The sequence below is a fragment of the Saprospiraceae bacterium genome (assembly GCA_016715965.1).
Classification (GTDB): domain Bacteria; phylum Bacteroidota; class Bacteroidia; order Chitinophagales; family Saprospiraceae; genus Vicinibacter.
In genome coordinates, this window is record JADJXG010000001.1 from 34,235 (window position 1) to 51,329 (window position 17,095).

At 41.8% G+C, this 17,095-nt stretch carries 10 protein-coding genes; 7 read left to right on the plus strand and 3 right to left on the minus strand.

What is annotated here, in order from left to right:
• Positions 1-22: 22 nt before the first annotated feature.
• The 5 genes from IPM48_00130 to IPM48_00150 all read left to right on the plus strand — a co-directional run bounded on the left by IPM48_00130 (position 23) and on the right by IPM48_00150 (position 9,564).
• Complete coding sequence (locus IPM48_00130) at positions 23-3,979, plus strand: T9SS type A sorting domain-containing protein (GenBank protein ID MBK9269979.1); 3,957 nt, start codon at positions 23-25, stop codon at positions 3,977-3,979.
• 25 nt (positions 3,980-4,004) lie between these two features.
• Entirely contained in the window at positions 4,005-5,192 is a 1,188-nt protein-coding gene (kbl, locus tag IPM48_00135; protein MBK9269980.1) for a glycine C-acetyltransferase, read from the plus strand.
• A gap of 117 nt (positions 5,193-5,309) precedes the next feature.
• Positions 5,310-6,977 carry a DUF1800 domain-containing protein gene (locus IPM48_00140; protein ID MBK9269981.1) on the plus strand — a complete coding sequence of 556 codons (1,668 nt, stop codon included), beginning with the start codon at positions 5,310-5,312 and terminating at the stop codon, positions 6,975-6,977.
• Positions 6,978-7,026: 49 nt separating this feature from the next.
• A complete protein-coding gene (locus tag IPM48_00145) occupies positions 7,027-8,583 on the plus strand; it encodes a DUF1501 domain-containing protein (protein MBK9269982.1) in 1,557 nt (518 codons plus the stop codon).
• Positions 8,584-8,655: 72 nt separating this feature from the next.
• On the plus strand, positions 8,656-9,564 hold the full coding sequence (locus IPM48_00150) for a nucleotidyltransferase (GenBank protein ID MBK9269983.1): 909 nt from the start codon (positions 8,656-8,658) through the stop codon (positions 9,562-9,564).
• Positions 9,565-9,627: 63 nt separating this feature from the next.
• Here the strand turns inward: IPM48_00150 and IPM48_00155 are convergent, their stop codons facing one another.
• Positions 9,628-12,270, minus strand: coding sequence for an LPS-assembly protein LptD (locus IPM48_00155; protein ID MBK9269984.1), 2,643 nt, complete (start codon positions 12,268-12,270; stop codon positions 9,628-9,630).
• A gap of 54 nt (positions 12,271-12,324) precedes the next feature.
• On the opposite strand from IPM48_00155, the gene IPM48_00160 reads away from it, so the two are divergent.
• Both IPM48_00160 and IPM48_00165 read left to right on the plus strand, forming a co-directional pair.
• Complete coding sequence (locus IPM48_00160) at positions 12,325-13,137, plus strand: N-acetylmuramoyl-L-alanine amidase (GenBank protein ID MBK9269985.1); 813 nt, start codon at positions 12,325-12,327, stop codon at positions 13,135-13,137.
• A 260-nt stretch (positions 13,138-13,397) separates the two neighbouring features.
• Positions 13,398-14,417 (plus strand): MCE family protein, encoded by a 1,020-nt coding sequence (locus tag IPM48_00165; protein ID MBK9269986.1) that lies wholly within the window; start codon positions 13,398-13,400, stop codon positions 14,415-14,417.
• Here IPM48_00165 and IPM48_00170 read toward each other — a convergent pair.
• Together IPM48_00170 and IPM48_00175 are read right to left on the minus strand one after the other, a co-directional pair.
• Positions 14,399-15,817: an amino acid permease gene (locus tag IPM48_00170; GenBank protein ID MBK9269987.1), complete on the minus strand. Its 1,419-nt coding sequence runs from the start codon at positions 15,815-15,817 to the stop codon at positions 14,399-14,401. The two genes, IPM48_00165 and IPM48_00170, sit on opposite strands and share 19 nt — an antisense overlap.
• A gap of 42 nt (positions 15,818-15,859) precedes the next feature.
• Positions 15,860-17,056 carry a homogentisate 1,2-dioxygenase gene (locus tag IPM48_00175; GenBank protein ID MBK9269988.1) on the minus strand — a complete coding sequence of 399 codons (1,197 nt, stop codon included), beginning with the start codon at positions 17,054-17,056 and terminating at the stop codon, positions 15,860-15,862.
• Positions 17,057-17,095: the final 39 nt, after the last annotated feature.

Consider the following 17,095-nt stretch of genomic DNA (forward strand, 5'->3'; position numbering starts at 1 on the left):
TCCAATTTATAAAACTATTGACATGCAAATAAATATCCGACTTCTTGCAATTTGTAGTCTCATTTTCCTTCGATGGAATATGGTATGTGGTCAGGAGGCACCCGATTTATTAAAACCCATACCAGATAAAGATATTCCAGCATGGGCAATCTATCTGTATGATAATCCCGTCAATTTGCATAAAGTTGATTCTGCTTTTAAGGCATATTACGCCATTCACCCATTTGAGAAATCGAAGTTCAGCAGGTATTACAAGCGATTAATCATGCAAAACAGAATGTGTCTGGATGAATTTGGCAATATTAAAGAAAGAAAATCAAATATTATAGAGCAACCAGTTACAGAAATCAATACAAACACCAGATCCCAAATGCCAGAATGGAAGGTGGTGGATATGGAAACTTTTTGGCTGGAAAGTCCTCAGGTGGCCTGTCCATGGCAGGTCAATGTTTACGCAGTTGATCTCTGCAAATCAAACCCTTCTTTTATGATTGCAGCCTCAGAGACTGGCGGAATTTATCGGACTGAAAATAAAGGATTGCAATGGACCCAAGTAGCGCATCATCAAAAATTGGAAACCAAAGCCATAGCGGTTCATCCTACTTCTCCGGATACCATCTTTTTGGGAACGGCAGGTGCCATTCAAAGATCCGTGGACAGAGGAAACAGCTGGAGCATTGTTTTTCAATACCAAGATCTATGGGTGCATGATTTTGAAATTCTCAGCGATAGGCCAAACGTCCTGTTGGCTTCTACCAGCAAGGGACTTTTCAGGTCTGTCAATTCAGGAAAGGACTGGACCCAAATATTTACCGAGGCAAGTTGTGATATAAAGGCCAATCCATCCAACAATAATATCATTTATACCATGCGGTACAACAACAGTCTGGGATACTATGAACCCGTCAAGTCAAGCAATGCAGGGGCAAGTTTCAGTCTAAAAAATGCAGGCTGGCATAATTTGAAAGATGGTGGTGTGCGCATGGCGGTATCACCCGCCAATAGAAACCGGGTTTACGCCATTGTGTTGACTAATAATCGCGGCCCATATTTGATGCGCAGCGATAATGAAGGTGAAAGCTGGAACATTGCTGCAAAGGGTAATTATCAAGGATATAATTCTCCGGAATTTCCAATGGACAATTGGCAAGGATTTTACGATTTGGCCATTATTGCATCCAACACCAATGCAGACCATCTCATCACGGGAACCGGATCCATTTTTAAATCCACCAATGGAGGTCAAAGCTTTACAATACATGGTGGGTATGGTGGAGACTTTGCGGTGCATCCTGATTTTCAATGTGCGGTGGGACATGGCAATGATTACTGGATTGGAACCGACGGAGGCTTGACTTATTCCACCGACTTTTTTACAGATGTCAACAAATCCTACGCACGCAACAAGGGACTCAACGGCAGTGATTTCTGGGGATTTGACGTTGGTTGGCATCAAAAAACATTTGCAGGAGGCAGATACCACAATGGCAACACCGTTTACGCTCCTGATTTTGATGGAAAATACATTCGGATGGGTGGAGCGGAACAGGCGACAGGGTATATTCACCCCATCCGAAATCAAGATTTGTATTTTTCAGACATAGGCGCTTATTCCGTCGCCAGGGAGAATCAACAGAAAATGATCTGGAATCAGATTCCATGCGCCAAATACCCAAATGAATCTTACTATCCCATGGAATTTAGCAAAATGGTCTGGAGTCCGGTTTGTTATTCGACAGTTTATTTGGGAGAAAAAAATTCTCTGTGGGTCAGCAACAACAATGCAGCCTCATTCGAATCCCTTTTTTCAGTACCAGACGCAGACTCATGGGTGGAAGACATTGAGATTAGCCGTGCTGATCCCGCGGTGATTTATTTTAGTGAACGAAACAATCGAAGAACTGAAGGCCAGATATGGAAATCATTGGACGGAGGAAGGTCTTTTGAAAAATTGTCAAATCCCCCTGGAACTTCAGGCGGAATGAGAAGGGTAAAAGCCATTTGCATCAGTGATCAGGATCCCAAGATAATTTTTCAGGCGCTCCGATCCGGAAATGCACAAAACAAAGTTTTCAAAAGTTTAGACGGAGGTCAAAGCTGGATCAATCTCACCACACAAACCATTGCGTCTCATAACATATCCGATATTCTTTATCAGAATGGTACAGAAGATGGGGTTTACATAGCTTGTGATGGCGGCAAAATATTCTATCGCAATAAAAACATGACAGATTGGGATCTCCACGGAACCGGCCTAAGTGCAAGTCATTTTACACGTACTTTAAAACCCTTCTACAAAAACCATCAATTAATCAACGGATCGAATCTGGGTGTTTGGGAAATCGATTTTTACGAACCATCAAAACCGGTGGCGCAACCCTCAGTGGACAAGCAGAGTACTTACTGTCACAGAGATACTTTTTATTTTGATGATTATTCTACTTTGGAATATGACGGCACTCAAAGCTGGGAATGGAGTTTTCCCAACGCAAGTTATGTCAGCGATCCAAGTTCCAGAAATCCAAAAGTAATGTACAGCACACCCGGTAGTTATGATGTTACTCTTAAAATTAAAAATGCCCAGGGCGTTTCTGAAAAAACCGTAACGGACATGGTTAAAATAAACCCATCTGTTTGCAATCCTGATTCGATTTCGGACAAAGCTTTGGATCTTGGAGCACGCAACAACGCGCTTAATATTCCTGCTATTCCGGCACTTGCGGGTGCAAAAGGATTTACGGTAATGGCATGGATTAAGCTCCACCGCAGACAAGATTGCTTTACACAAATCATCAGCAATTGGGGAAGCAATGTTGGATTTGGATTTGGATTTGCATTTCAGGGATATGTACCAACTACCAACCTGACCTTTTTTTGGAAAGATGTCCCTTATCAGTTGACTTCACCATTTAATCTGGACACCCTGGTTTGGACCCATGTGGCTCTTGTGGTGTATAAGGATTCCATTCGACTGTATCGCGATGGAACTGGTTGGACAAGAAGGGGCAATTTTGGAGATTTTGATTTTAGTAAAACACCCTGGGAAGTTGGAAAAGGTGTGCCTGGACAATGCGGCGACTTTGACGGAGAAATGGACGAATTAAAATTGTACAACCGCTCTCTCAGCCAGGAGGAAATCAGATTATCCATGCATTTGATCCAAAAAGAAGAGCTCGGACTCCTGGGATATTTCCAGTTTAACGAAGACAATCATGAGATCTTTTACAATCGGATGGGAGTATCTCATGCCACCAACAACCAGGCGATCTCAATATTGTCCACCGCACCGATTTCCGCAGGCGTCAGCCAACAAATCACTTCACCGAAAGTCGGTTGGAATCAATTTTCAAAAACCGGAATGGAAGTTCATCTACAAAATAACATTCCTTCGACCACCAAATTGTTTTCGTATCATTTGAATCAGAATCCAATTCCACAGGTTGATTCCATTCATGCGCCCTTTCATCCTGGTTATTGGATCACAAGATTCTGGGATGGAAACCCTGCAATGACGCTTGACAGCATTCGATTCATATCTAACTCTTTATTTGATGCAAATGCTGCTGCTCAGAATACAGCATTCAAACTTTTTAGAAGAAATTCTCCCAATGCCCATCAGAACAATTGGATCCTGGGGTCCAATGCCGTATTGGCAAATCAACAAGAACAATCCATCCTATTCCAAAACTCCCTACCCTACTCCGCACAATGGATGATGAGTTTACCGGATGTTCTGCTGAACGATCAGAACGACAACCATTCCAATGGTTCATTTCGCATTTATCCCAATCCGTCATCCGGAATCTGGACCATTTTCACAGAAAATTTTTCAGATCCACTTTTTATTTATGATTTAAATGGTCAACAAATTCAAAACATGAATCCAGGTAATTTACACACCTTAAATTTAACAGAAAATCCATCAGGGATTTATATTCTAAGACAGAATGACCAAATCATCAAATTGATCAAACTTTAAAAAATTTTAAAAAACATTCATCCGCATGATCTCCAACATTATTTCAGAATTACAATCAGAGCTAAAGAAAATCCGCGATGCCGGACTCTATAAATCTGAGAGAGTCATTTGCTCTCCACAAGGACCGCAGGTTAAAACTGAGGATGGGAAAGAAGTTCTCATTTTTTGTGCAAATAATTATCTGGGTTTGTCATCGCATCCAGAAGTGCTGAAGTCAGCAAAAGAGACCATCGACGAAAGGGGATATGGTATGTCCTCCGTGCGATTTATTTGCGGCACACAGGATATTCACAAAAAACTTGAAGAAAAAATAGCTGCATTTCTTGGTATGGAAGATGCCATTTTGTACGCTGCGGCATTTGATGCCAATGGCGGCATCTTTGAGCCTCTATTGACCGAGGAGGATGCCATCATCTCTGATGAACTCAATCACGCATCCATTATTGACGGCATACGGCTGGCCAAAGCCAAAAGATTCAGATACAAGCACAATGATATGAGTGATTTGAGCGAACAGCTCAAAGCTGCAGAAGGAAGCAGAAGAAAACTCATAGTGACCGACGGAGTTTTTTCCATGGATGGTACGATCGCTCAATTGGATAAAATTTGTGGTTTGGCTGAACAATCCAATGCCATGGTCATGATCGACGAATGTCATGCCACTGGTTTTATGGGTAAAACCGGAAGAGGTACTCATGAATATCGCGATGTCATGGATCGGATCGATATTATCACAGGCACTTTTGGGAAAGCACTTGGAGGAGCCTCAGGTGGATTTACTGCTTCCAAAAAAGAGGTGGTGGAAATATTGCGCCAAAGATCCAGACCTTATCTGTTTTCCAATACATTGGCACCCTCCATTACAGGTGCATCCATTAAAGTCCTCGATTTACTATCTTCCAGCACCGATCTGCGGGATAAACTCGAAAAAAACACCCGCTATTTTAGGGCAGAAATGACAAAACTTGGATTTGACATTTTGCCGGGAGAACATCCCATTGTACCTGTCATGTTGTACGATGCGCCTTTGGCCCAGCAATTCGCCGCAGACATGCTGAAAGAAGGCATTTATGTGGTGGGGTTTTTCTTCCCGGTGGTTCCGCATGGCAAGGCGAGAATCAGGGTGCAGCTATCAGCGGCGCATGAAAAAGCCCATTTGGACAGCTGTCTGGAGGCTTTCCGCAAAGTCGGTAAATTGCATGGTGTTTTATAAAATTAAAATTTTGTCATTTTTTATATAAATTTGTAGTACAAACTGCGATCCAGGTACTTAAACCTTTGTAGTCCCTTTGAATCAAACTTTTATTTTTAAAAAGCTAAATCCTGAATTATGGATAATCATCAAATGACTCTTTCAAAAATCAATGTCACTAAACAACACACTGCCAAGCCTTTACCGGTGAACGGGGGATTGAATCCCTATTCCGGACCCTGGAATTACGCCACAGCAGCGCATCTTTTGAGAAGGGCTATGTTTGGACCGACCCATGAACAAATTAATCAGGCTGTAAAGGATGGAATAAACGCAACGCTCAACAAGTTAACGACAAAACCCAATCGCCTTCCGGATCCTCCCCTTACCTATACTTCATCCATTGTCGATCCCAATGTGCCCAAAGGAGAAACATGGGTCAGGGCTCCTTTGAGCCAAAATATACCCGGATTGGTGCAGCTAAAAGAAAATTCACTATACGCCTGGATGATGGAACAAATGTTTGCAGAGGGTGTATCAATGAATGAGAAAATGACGCTTTTCTGGCATAACCACTTCGTGACATCTGATATCTTCGACCCCAGATACAACTATGACTATATCACCTTGCTAAGAGAAAATGCATTGGGCAATTTTAAAACACTGACAGAAAAGATTACCATTGATAAGGCCATGTTGTTTTACCTGAATGGTAATCTGAGTACCAATCGTGCGCCAAATGAAAATTATGCGAGGGAATTGATGGAATTGTTTACCTTAGGAAAAGGTGAAACCGCTGGCCCCGGAGACTATACAAGCTTCACGGAGCAAGATGTAGCTGCCATTGCAAAAGCCCTTACCGGCTGGGTGATCAACAATGGACCAAGAGACAATCCTCTACCTTACCCACTGGTCCAATACAACAACGGACGCCACGATACTACGGTAAAACAATTGTCCCACCGCTTTAACAATGTTCAGATTCCAAATCTGCAAGCAGATGAATACAAAAGAGTCATTGAGATAATCTTTACAAAAAGAGAGGCTGCAGCTTTTATCTGCCGCAAATTATACAACTTCTTTATTTACTATAAAATCGACAGCAACATTGAAAACGAAATCATCAATGGACTGGCCGATGAGTTGGAAGCGAATGATTTTGAAATGGCACCTGTTCTTCGCAAGCTCTTAGGAAGCGAACATTTCTATTCCATTGAGGCCTTGGGATGCATGATACGCTCGCCTTACGAATACATGTTCAATACCTTAAAAACATTGAGATTTATCCCACCTGCTGACCTGGAACAGAAGTACAATTTGTTTGCTTCCATCTACCGCAATTTTACAGGTATGCAACAAACTTATTTTAATATTCCAACAGTGGCTGGATGGGATCCATACCATCAAGAACCAGCCTACCATGAGATCTGGATCAATTCTGCCACTTTGCCTTTCAGGGTGCTTTTTGCCAATCAATTTGTCAATAAGACTTTCAGGGCGCGCAATGTCCAAGGTACATTCGGACTGGATCTTCCGGAATATGTCAAAACCTTGCCCAATCCATCTGTTGCAACAGAGCTGATCCAATCTGTAGTCGGCCATTTGCTTCCTCAACCCATTGAGCAAAAACAATTGGATGCCTTGAAAAGGGTTTTACTTGGCAATCTAACAGACGCTCAATGGACCACCACCTGGAATAATTATGCCAATAATTCGGGTAATGTACAGGCCAAAACAGCAGTTGACAATCGACTCAAACCTTTTTTTACCACCCTTCTCAATATGCCTGAGTATCATCTCAGTTAAATCAACATTTGTTTATCATTTTTAAAATCAAAAAATAAAATTCTTCACCATGAAAAGAAGAACCTTCTTACAAGCAAGCGCAGCAGCCACGGTCCCGGTTATGATCAATGGAATACCGGTCCAAGCTGTAGCCCGTCAATCCTTTCTCGACTTTGTAAGTCCTGAAAATGATAAAATCCTTGTGCTAATCCAACTTACCGGAGGAAACGATGGTCTGAACATGGTACTGCCACTGGATCAATATTCCAACTTGAATATCCACAGAGGTAAAATCATCATCAATGAAAATTTGGGAATAAAATTACGTGATGACCTGGCACTTCATCCTGCCATGACCGGAGCCAAGTATCTGTACGACGAAGGCAAAATGAAGCTGATTCAGTCCGTCGGATATCCCAACCAAAACAGATCCCATTTTAGATCCACCGACATCTGGACTTCAGGATCACCTGCCAATGTCAATATTACCAATGGTTGGCTGGGTAGATATTATCTTGAAAATCACCAAAGCTTTCCATACGGATACCCCAATTTTGACCACCCAGATCCATTGGCTATTACCATTGGGGCGCAGGTATCACAGACCTGTCAGGGGCCGATTGCCAACTTTAGTATGGCCATCAACAATCCTGCCACAATGAATCCATTGCCCATATCCGAATTTGCAGAGTCTGTACCTGCGACCAATTATGGAAATGAGTTGCGTTATATCATGACCGCATTTCAGCAAACCAACGATTATACCGATGTGATCAAACTGGCCAACGAAAATGCGGGAGGATCCATAGCAGCCACAGGAAATGCCCTTTTGGACAGGCTGAACATCGTTGCCCAACTCATCAAAGGTGGTTTGAAAACAAAAGTGTATGTCGTAAGTATTGGAGGATTTGATACACATGCCAACCAATGCGATCCTGATGATCATGAAATCGGCACACATGCTAATTTGCTTGCTAGTTTGGCAGGAGCCATGGAAGGATTTCAAAAAGCCATTACGGATTCAGGAAATGCCAAAAGGGTCCTCAGCATGACTTTCTCAGAATTCGGACGAAGAATAAAAGCCAACGACAGCACCGGTACTGACCATGGTTCTGCAGCACCTCTCATGCTCTTCGGAGAGTGTATTGATGGAGGAATTCTTGGAGACAATCCCAGCATTGGTGACAATGTAACCAATGACGAAGGCGTGGCCATGCAGTACGATTTCAGATCCATTTACGCCACCATTCTAAGAGATTGGTTTGGATTGTCCTCATCAGATGTTGCCAGATTAATGTATGCTGATTTCCAAAGTCTTCCATTAATCTCCGGAGCCTGTACCATCTCAGAAGTGGAAGATGCCTATCGCGATTATCAACTTTCTCTTGATACAGCACCAAATCCTGCAATAGATTATACTTTAATCAGCTTTAAAACCAAAAATGAGTACATTCGGATCAGCCTTTATGACTCCATTGGTTCAGAACTGAAGACCATTTTTGCAGGAAAGGTCAATGAAGGAAATCATCAGATTCACCTGGATACTTCCCAGTTTCCTTCAGGAAATTATGTCATCAGAATTGCTGGAAAAGCAGCGCAGAAAACAAAAATTCTCAGCAAAATTTAAATTTTCCAATCAGAATACTAAAAAACCCCTGCCTTCTGCGGGGGTTTTCTATTTTTGCCTAAACACAAGCAGATGAAACAACATAAAGCCAGTCTGGTGATATTAGCCGCCGGAATGGGCAGCCGGTATGGTGGACTCAAACAATTGGATTCCTTCGGTCCAAATGGCGAGACCATCATAGATTATTCCATATATGACGCCATCCAGGCCGGATTTACCAAAATTGTATTTATCGTTCGCGACAGTTTCAGGAAAGAGATCGAACAAAAAATGCAAAAAAACTGGGGTGATCAAGCCGAACTCCATTTTGTTTGCCAGGAATTGAATCTTTTACCCGCAGGTTTTACATGTCCCGATCAAAGAACCAAACCATGGGGTACAGCTCATGCGGTTTGGGTAGCCAAAGACATCGTCAAAGAACCCTTCGGCGTGATCAATGCGGATGACTATTATGGCAGAGAGGCCCTGTCTGCATTGTTTCACTTTCTGCAGTCGGACCGCAACCATCAAAATGAATATGCGGTCATTGCATATCTTTTGCGCAACACCTTATCGGAGTTTGGAGCGGTCAACAGAGGTGTATGTCTGGCATCTGACGGCCAATTCCTTCGTTCCATAGAAGAATGCAAAGGCATTTTCAGAAATGCAAATGGGCTGATCAGCCTGCAAGATCAGGCGGACAGAATTTTTCAAGAAGATACTCCGGTCTCCATGAATATGTGGGCATTTGGAGTAAGCTATTTCGACCACTCAGAGAAATATTTTATCCAATTCCTTCAAGAAAATCTGGAAAAAGCCACTTCAGAGTTTTATATACCCGATCTTATTCAGAAATTGATTGATGAGAAAATTATTCAGGTCCACTTGATTAAATCACCTTCACAGTGGTTTGGTGTCACCTACCAGGAAGACAGACCCATGGTACAACAAGCATTGCAAAAATTGATTGAAGAAAATTATTATCCCAAGACCCTCTTTTAAAATTTGAATGGTTCCAAGATAAAAGGGAGTAATCCATTTATTTTCTTTTCCGCTTTTCCTACACTACCTTCCACCTGTAAAATTCTGGTTGCTCGGAATCTTGACAAAATCCAAAGGACCAGGATTGACACCTATGAAAAAACTAAAGGCGTTGGACTGCGGGTAATAACTAAATCGCATGTTCCAACAATGGAGCTTTCTATTGAGCGTAATGTCTGGATAAGTCAATCCTTTTCGGATAAAATCATATCCTATACTTCCAACGGATACACTCCAGTTTTTAGTCAATGGAATATTGCCTTGGGTGTAAAAACTGTTGTTGGTCATCATAAATGTATCCTTTCCGCTGCTTAGTCTCACAAATTGATAGGTCAAAGTATGATTTAATCCAAAAGTATTAAAAACACTTCCCAAATCGGGCAGAGGGTCCGGTGTTTCTTTGGGTTTGTAAAAAAGTTGAATAAGTTGTGGTACCGTTGTGCTGGTCACCACACTCAGATCCATTCTGGTGAGATAAAACAAGTTAAATTTACCGTCAGCCTGGATTCTATATTGGTTTATTTGGCGCTCAACCCCATTCTCCAAGACCCGCTTGTAAGGATCCAATACGATGGTATATCCCAGCCTGGTCAGTCCTTTAAATAAAGTGGTTTGCCCCGAACCGCTGATAGACCTGCTCAGCTTAAATGAGTCTGCAAAAACATTGTAATTGCCCCCAATGGTAAAATTGTCAATGAGAGATATTTTCTTAAAATTGGTATCTTTCTTGGAGTAATACTTCATTTCTACGCGGTTGTTGATGCTGAAGTTAAACTGAAAATTTTCCGAAGGAACGGATGAGGTCCCGTATGGAGAATTGGTGTATTTGAGATATTGCTTGACACGATTGCGCCCTGGTCTCAGATCGGTGTTGACATAATCGTAATATCCAAAAGGCGATTGGTCGTAATTGGGAGCGTAACTCATGCTTACATTGGGTGATACAACATGTCGTATTCCTCTGAACCATCCTTTGGAAGACAACAACTGACCATAAATCTGGGTATTCAGGCTGAGACTGCTGCTTATGGTGTTGAGTGCGAAGAATCCTTTTTCCAAAATCTGCTGTTCCACACCGTGTTTCAGGGTATCGTTTCTACCAAAACTGGTGTCTATCACAAATGAATCCAGCAGAAAAAGTTTTTGCTTGTTAAAAAACCATTCTGATCCGGCATCAATTCTAGGGGTGAGGTTGAAATATTTCAACACCCTAAATGAAGCATCTGCTGAGGTCGTATGCCTTACCCCATATCTCATGGTGTCTAATGTCCGCCGTGTAAATAGCAATGAATCATAAGTTGTAAATCGATTGCTAGCTCCTGAATTGTAATTGATGGTGATTTTTTCGTACCAGGCTTGTTGGGAAGAATTAGATTTTTTTCTTTTAAACGGTGTTTGCGCCCTCATTCGAAGATCGACCGAAGGAAAGGTCACATTCATGATTTTTGTGCTGATATTCTGATCGTGGTTCATCCCAACGACCAAGGCAAATGGTGAATTCGGAAAAGTCTGGTTGTATGTGACTGATGATCTCAGGTTGCTGTTTTGTTGACTATAGGCATCCAAATAAATTTGACGATCAAAAGCACCCACCTGGATGGATGTTTGTCCTGAAATGGAACGGTAGGGATGGGCCGTTGGATCTTGTGAATGTCTCCATTCCAATTTTAAAGGACTCCGAATGATGGTCCTGTAATCATTGGGGAGTTCGTTTTTTAATCTGGAATAAGACAATTCGAAATTGCCTGAATTTTTATACCTCTTTTTATAATTACCGAGAATGCCCACTTTAAATGATCCCTTAAACCATATACTTCCCAACAACTTGGCATCCAGATATTCATTGATGGGTTTGTAATAACCGACGTCCTGAAGTCCAAAACCCAGATTGGGATCAAAAACATAATTCCGCGGAAAAATAAGTCCTGAGCTTTTGTCTTTGGAAATGGGAAAAAATCCGAATGGAAGCAAAAAAGGTGGCATTGGTATCTCTTGAATTTTCAAAATCGATGGCCCTACAATGACCAATTTATTCGGTATCACTTTTTGCTTGCGGCTATAAATTCCAAAATGGGGTTCAGGATGATCGCAGGTGGTGAAAATTCCGTTCTGGTTAAAAATCACATCGTCCACCCTGGAGGAATCTCCTGTTTTAGCAATAAATTTGGTGACCTGCCCGAGGATGTAGATATCGGCTTCTTTGGTCACTACATTTTGAATGGTGCCCTTGCGCGTCTTAAAATTATACATCATGCTTTGGGCATCAAATGCCTGACCACCGTCCTCAAAATGTGGAATTCCGGTTTTTTTGCCGAGACTATCCAACAATGGATCGGCAAAGACAATGTTGTTGTTGAGATCTATTTTTATGTAATCCGCATTAATGGTCATGGTTTGGTACTTGATGACCGCTGCTCCGTAAAGATGAATCCACTTTTGTGCATAATCAAAAATGATGCTGTCCCTGGAGTTGTAGTTGACAGGTTCAGCTATGGAGTCGCCAAAAATCACATAGAGGTCCGTGCCCACCAGGCTGAGAGAGTCCTTTGTAAGGCTATCCCCTGTGGCAGGTTTTGGAATCGTATCCTGGGCATATAATCTTGAACAGCAGACCAAAAGACTGAGAATCCATCTCCATGATCTGCTTCTCAAAAAAAAATTCTCCAAAATTATATATAAATATTTATAATATGTATATCTTTGCATTAGAAATAAGAACTCATGGAAAACTACGATTTCCGACCGGCCGGGTTGCTGGTGATGTATTTTATTTTATTCATGGTCAGCAGCCCGGTCTTTTCGATGTTCAATAACGACCCAAAAGTACAACTTATTGGCACTTATACTGTGGTATTGGATGCAGGTCATGGTGGTCATGATTCGGGAGCCAAGGGAAAAAGTTGTTTGGAAAAAGAAATAAACCTCTCAGTTTGTAAATTAACTGCAGAATTGCTCAGGGACAAGATGCCCAACAGCAGAATTGTTTTTACCAGAGAAGACGATCAGTTTGTCAGTCTCCAAAAGAGGGCACAGGCAGCCAATCAAAACAAGGCTGGCCTTTTTGTAAGCATTCATTGCAATGCGCACAAGGATAGGACAATAAGGGGTTCTGAAACTTATATCATGGGTCTCCACAAGACCGCGGAAAATCTGGAAGTTGCTCAAACCGAAAATGCCATTTTCCTCCATGAACTTGAGTCTGAAAACATTCAACACAATACTCCTGAATCTCATATATTGATGAGCCACTATCTGGAACAAAACTTAATGGAAGGTTTAAGATTTGCAGAAGACTGTGAAAACAAGTTTGGAGTTTGTCATCCGGGTGGTAGCCGGGGTGTCCGTCAGGCTGGATTTCTTGTATTGCATCAGGTCGTAATACCGGCTGTTTTGGTGGAATTGGGTTATCTCAGTCATCCGGAGGAAGAGCAATGGCTTTGTTCAGCTGAAGGACAGTGCCAGTTGGCACAAGCCCTAGCAGATTCGATTGTGGATTATTTTGCAAAAAAAGAATTTCTGGCTAGGAAAAACTGAGTGTTCAGATAAAAGAGGATTCTTTTTAGGTACAACGAACAGCCTAATGACACATTAATCAATGTTTTATAAGTAATCCTACATTTTTTTTCTATCATTTAGAGCTGACATTCCTTAGATTTCATCGGACAATTTACCCATGACTTCGACCCCTCGCCCTCTAAAATTTTAAATTCTCCCACTTTAACAATTAACCCATTGACTAATTCAACCATAAACTGTTTATATTCCACTATCTTTGCCCCGCTTAAAAAGAGAAATTGAAACTTAGTTCTGAAGTTAAGATTGGTATTCTTGCCACCGTTACACTTGCCATCCTTGTGATCGGATATCGTTTTTTGAAAGGCAGTAATTTGTTTGACCGTTCAAAGCTGTATTATGCCATGTACAGAGATGTGGAGATGCTGGACGCTTCGGCTCCTGTATTGGCCAGGGGAATCAAAGTGGGTACAGTCATTAAAGTCGCTTTAAAACCAGATAATCCGGACTCTGTAATTGTTACGATGGATGTTAAAGAAGAGATCAAACTTCCTGTCGATGCTGTCGCTGTTTTGGTTTCAACGGGACTCATGGGTGGTAAGGCGATCGAACTCAGATTTCATCATCATTGTGAAGATGATTGTATGCCCAACAAAAGTTTTATCCGGTCAGAAACCCAATCACTTTTAGGGGGAATGGTGAATACCCAGGAGTTGAAAAGTTATATGAAGGATTTAGGTCCCGATCTGGACACCCTCATGAATAAAAGTCAGTTGGGATCCAATGTAAACAAATCCAGTGTAGATCTTGCCATCACATTACAGAATTTTGCAGAAATCAGTAAGCAGCTCCAAAGTCTTTTGAAATCATCCGATCGGCACATTCAAAATTCATTGCAAAATATTGACAAACTGACCAACTCACTCGCGTCCAACACCAAGACCATCGATAAGACACTCCATCATTTGTCTGCAATCACCGAGCAGCTCAAAGAAGCAGACCCAGGTAAGTTGGTAAAGAATTCTGATCAAGCCATTCAGGAAATCAATAAAACGGTGACTGAAGCCAAAGAGGCTGTAAAACAACTCTCCAATTTATTAACAGAAATAGACAAAGGGCAAGGCAGTTTGGGAAAATTAATCAAGGACCCGGCTTTGTTTAAAAATCTTGAAAAATCAACCAAGAATATAGACTTGCTTCTTCAGGATATGCGACTGAATCCAAACCGGTACATTCACATTTCTGTGTTTGGAAGTAAAAATAAACAATACGAAAAACCCGCTCAGGATCCGGCGGAATGATTTGATTGTTTTCTTGACCAAACATACAGCGGCCATCCAATCAGACTTATTAAAATTCCAAATATGGAATTGATGAACACAGTCTTTCCTTCCATATACATTTGAATATCACTGTACAGACTCAGGAATAAATAGGTCGTTGAGAATAAAACAAAGACAACTGCAGTCCAGGGATAACCCGGAGCTTTGTAGGGGCGCGGTAACTCAGGTTGCTTTATCCTTAGAAGAATCACTCCGAGTGCACTCATACCATAAAAAAACCAACTGACAAAAATCAACATGTCTGTTAGCCGATCAAATGAACCGGTCAAAACCAAGAGCAAACTGATCGACTGATTGAGCCAAATTGCCCTGGCTGGTGTTCCGGTCAATGGATTCACTTTGTAAATATTTTTCAGTACACCAAAATCCGCAGTGAATGCATAGGTGGCTCTGGAGCAGGATAGCACATTGGAGTGTACTGCACCAGCAACCGATAGAATAATCAATAAACTTACAAATATAGCACCAGCGCTTCCCCAAATGACGCTTGCCGCATCCGATCCTATGTATTCAGACTCCGCCATGTTCTGTATGCCCATGATTTTTACAAAACTCAAATTAAGTAAAATGTATACCAAAATACTGACAACAATTCCAATAACCAATGCACGAGGAATAGTCCTTTGTGGCTGGATGACTTCTCCGGCCACATAATTGATGTTGTTCCAACCATCATATGCCCAGAATGCGCCAGTGAGAGCCAATAAGAATGCGCCCATTCCAATTTCCTCATGATAGAGCACGGTATCCAAATGAAATGGAGTACTCTTTGAATAAAACAAGGCGCCCATTACCAAAACCAGAATAGCAATAAGTTTTAACAGACTGAGGAATAATTGCAAACGCCCGGAATGTTTTGTGCTCCAGACATTGATGGCAGCGCCCATAAAAAGCAGTCCAATGGTTAATATTTTGAGGTCCAAATTTTCTAAAATTGAAAACTGACCAAGGCCGGGAATGTGAAATGTGTATGCTGATATAGTCTCCATTGTTAGCTCTAAGGCTGGTGTATAGGCGCTTAAATATTGAGCGCAGACAAAAGCAATGGATGCAGTACCCGCAGTATTAAAAACCGCAAACGCTGACCATCCATAAATAAATGCAAAACCATCTCCGTACATTTTTTTAAAGAAAACATATTGACCACCGGTCTCCGGAAACATCGCTGCAGCTTCAGCATTGGTCAAAGCGCCACATAGCGTCATCAAACCAGCTAGAATCCAAACCGCCAACAAGCCTTCCGCAGAACCCAGCTGTCCGGCCATGGTAGCCGGTTTCATAAAAATTCCGGACCCAATCACTCCGCCAATGACTATTGCAAGGACAACACGGAATCCCAAAGTTCTTTTTAGCTCCATGAGAAATTACAAAAATGGGGCTATCTGCATTTTACAAATGAACTAAGAGGTGATTTCATTCATGGCAATGCCCCCACTCTGTTTATCTGTCAACCAGCTCAGATAATAGTTTGGATCCTCTATTTCCGCCGCATGGGTTGTCATCAGCAATGGTCTAAAAGTATCCACCATGACGGCCAGTTCGCGGGTTTCTTTGGCTCCGATGCTTTTTTCCACAGTACCCGGATGTGGACCATGTGGAATACCACCCGGATGTAAGGTAATCATACCTTTCTCGACATGTTTTCTGCTCATAAAATCACCATCCACATAATAAAGCAGTTCGTCGCTGTCAATATTGCTGTGGTTGTATGGTGCTGGAATCGATAATGGGTGGTAATCGTACAGTCTGGGAACAAAAGAACAAATCACAAAATTATGCCCATCAAATGTTTGATGGACAGGAGGTGGTTGATGGACTCTACCGGTAATTGGTTCGAAGTCATGAATGGAGAGCGCAAAGGGATAAACAAAACCATCCCAGCCGACAACATCAAAAGGATGTCCGAGATAATGATAAGGATACATCATCTCTTGCTTTTTGATGTAGAGTAAAAAATTACCTTTCTCATCATGGGTCTCTAAATCCATTGGTTTGCGAACATCGCGTTCGCAAAAAGGAGAATGCTCCAACAATTGTCCAAAGGAGTTGCGGTAGCGTTTTGGAAAGGTAATGGGTCCTGAAGACTCTATGATCAAAAGCCGATTGTCGGATTGGTCAAATTGGAATTGATAAATGGTACCTCTGGGGATCACCAAATAATCACCATACTCAAATCTCAGATTGCCATACATAGTTTTTAAAGTACCAGTACCCTGGTGTATAAAAACCACTTCATCGGCGTCTGCATTCTTAAAAAAATAATCGGTCATGCTATTTGTTGGTGCTGCTAAGCTGATTTTACAATCGCTGTTGACGAGCACAGGTTTGCGGCTTTTGAGGTAATCGCTCTCAGGAACCACATGAAAACCCTTCAGGCAACGATGTTTCAACTGCTTGTCGTGAATCGTTGAGGGAGCCACAGAATAAGGTTCATCGACTTGAACGATCTGGGTGGGGGGCATGCAGTGGTATAGCAAACTGTAGAGGTCTGAAAAACCTTCGGTGCTAAACAACTGCTCGCTGTACAATCTCCCATCCTGGTTTCTAAACTGAGTATGTCTTTTGTGTGGGATCTCCCCAAGCTTGTGATAATGCATGCGCTTTTTATTTAATTGCAAAATTAGTCTTCAAACCTT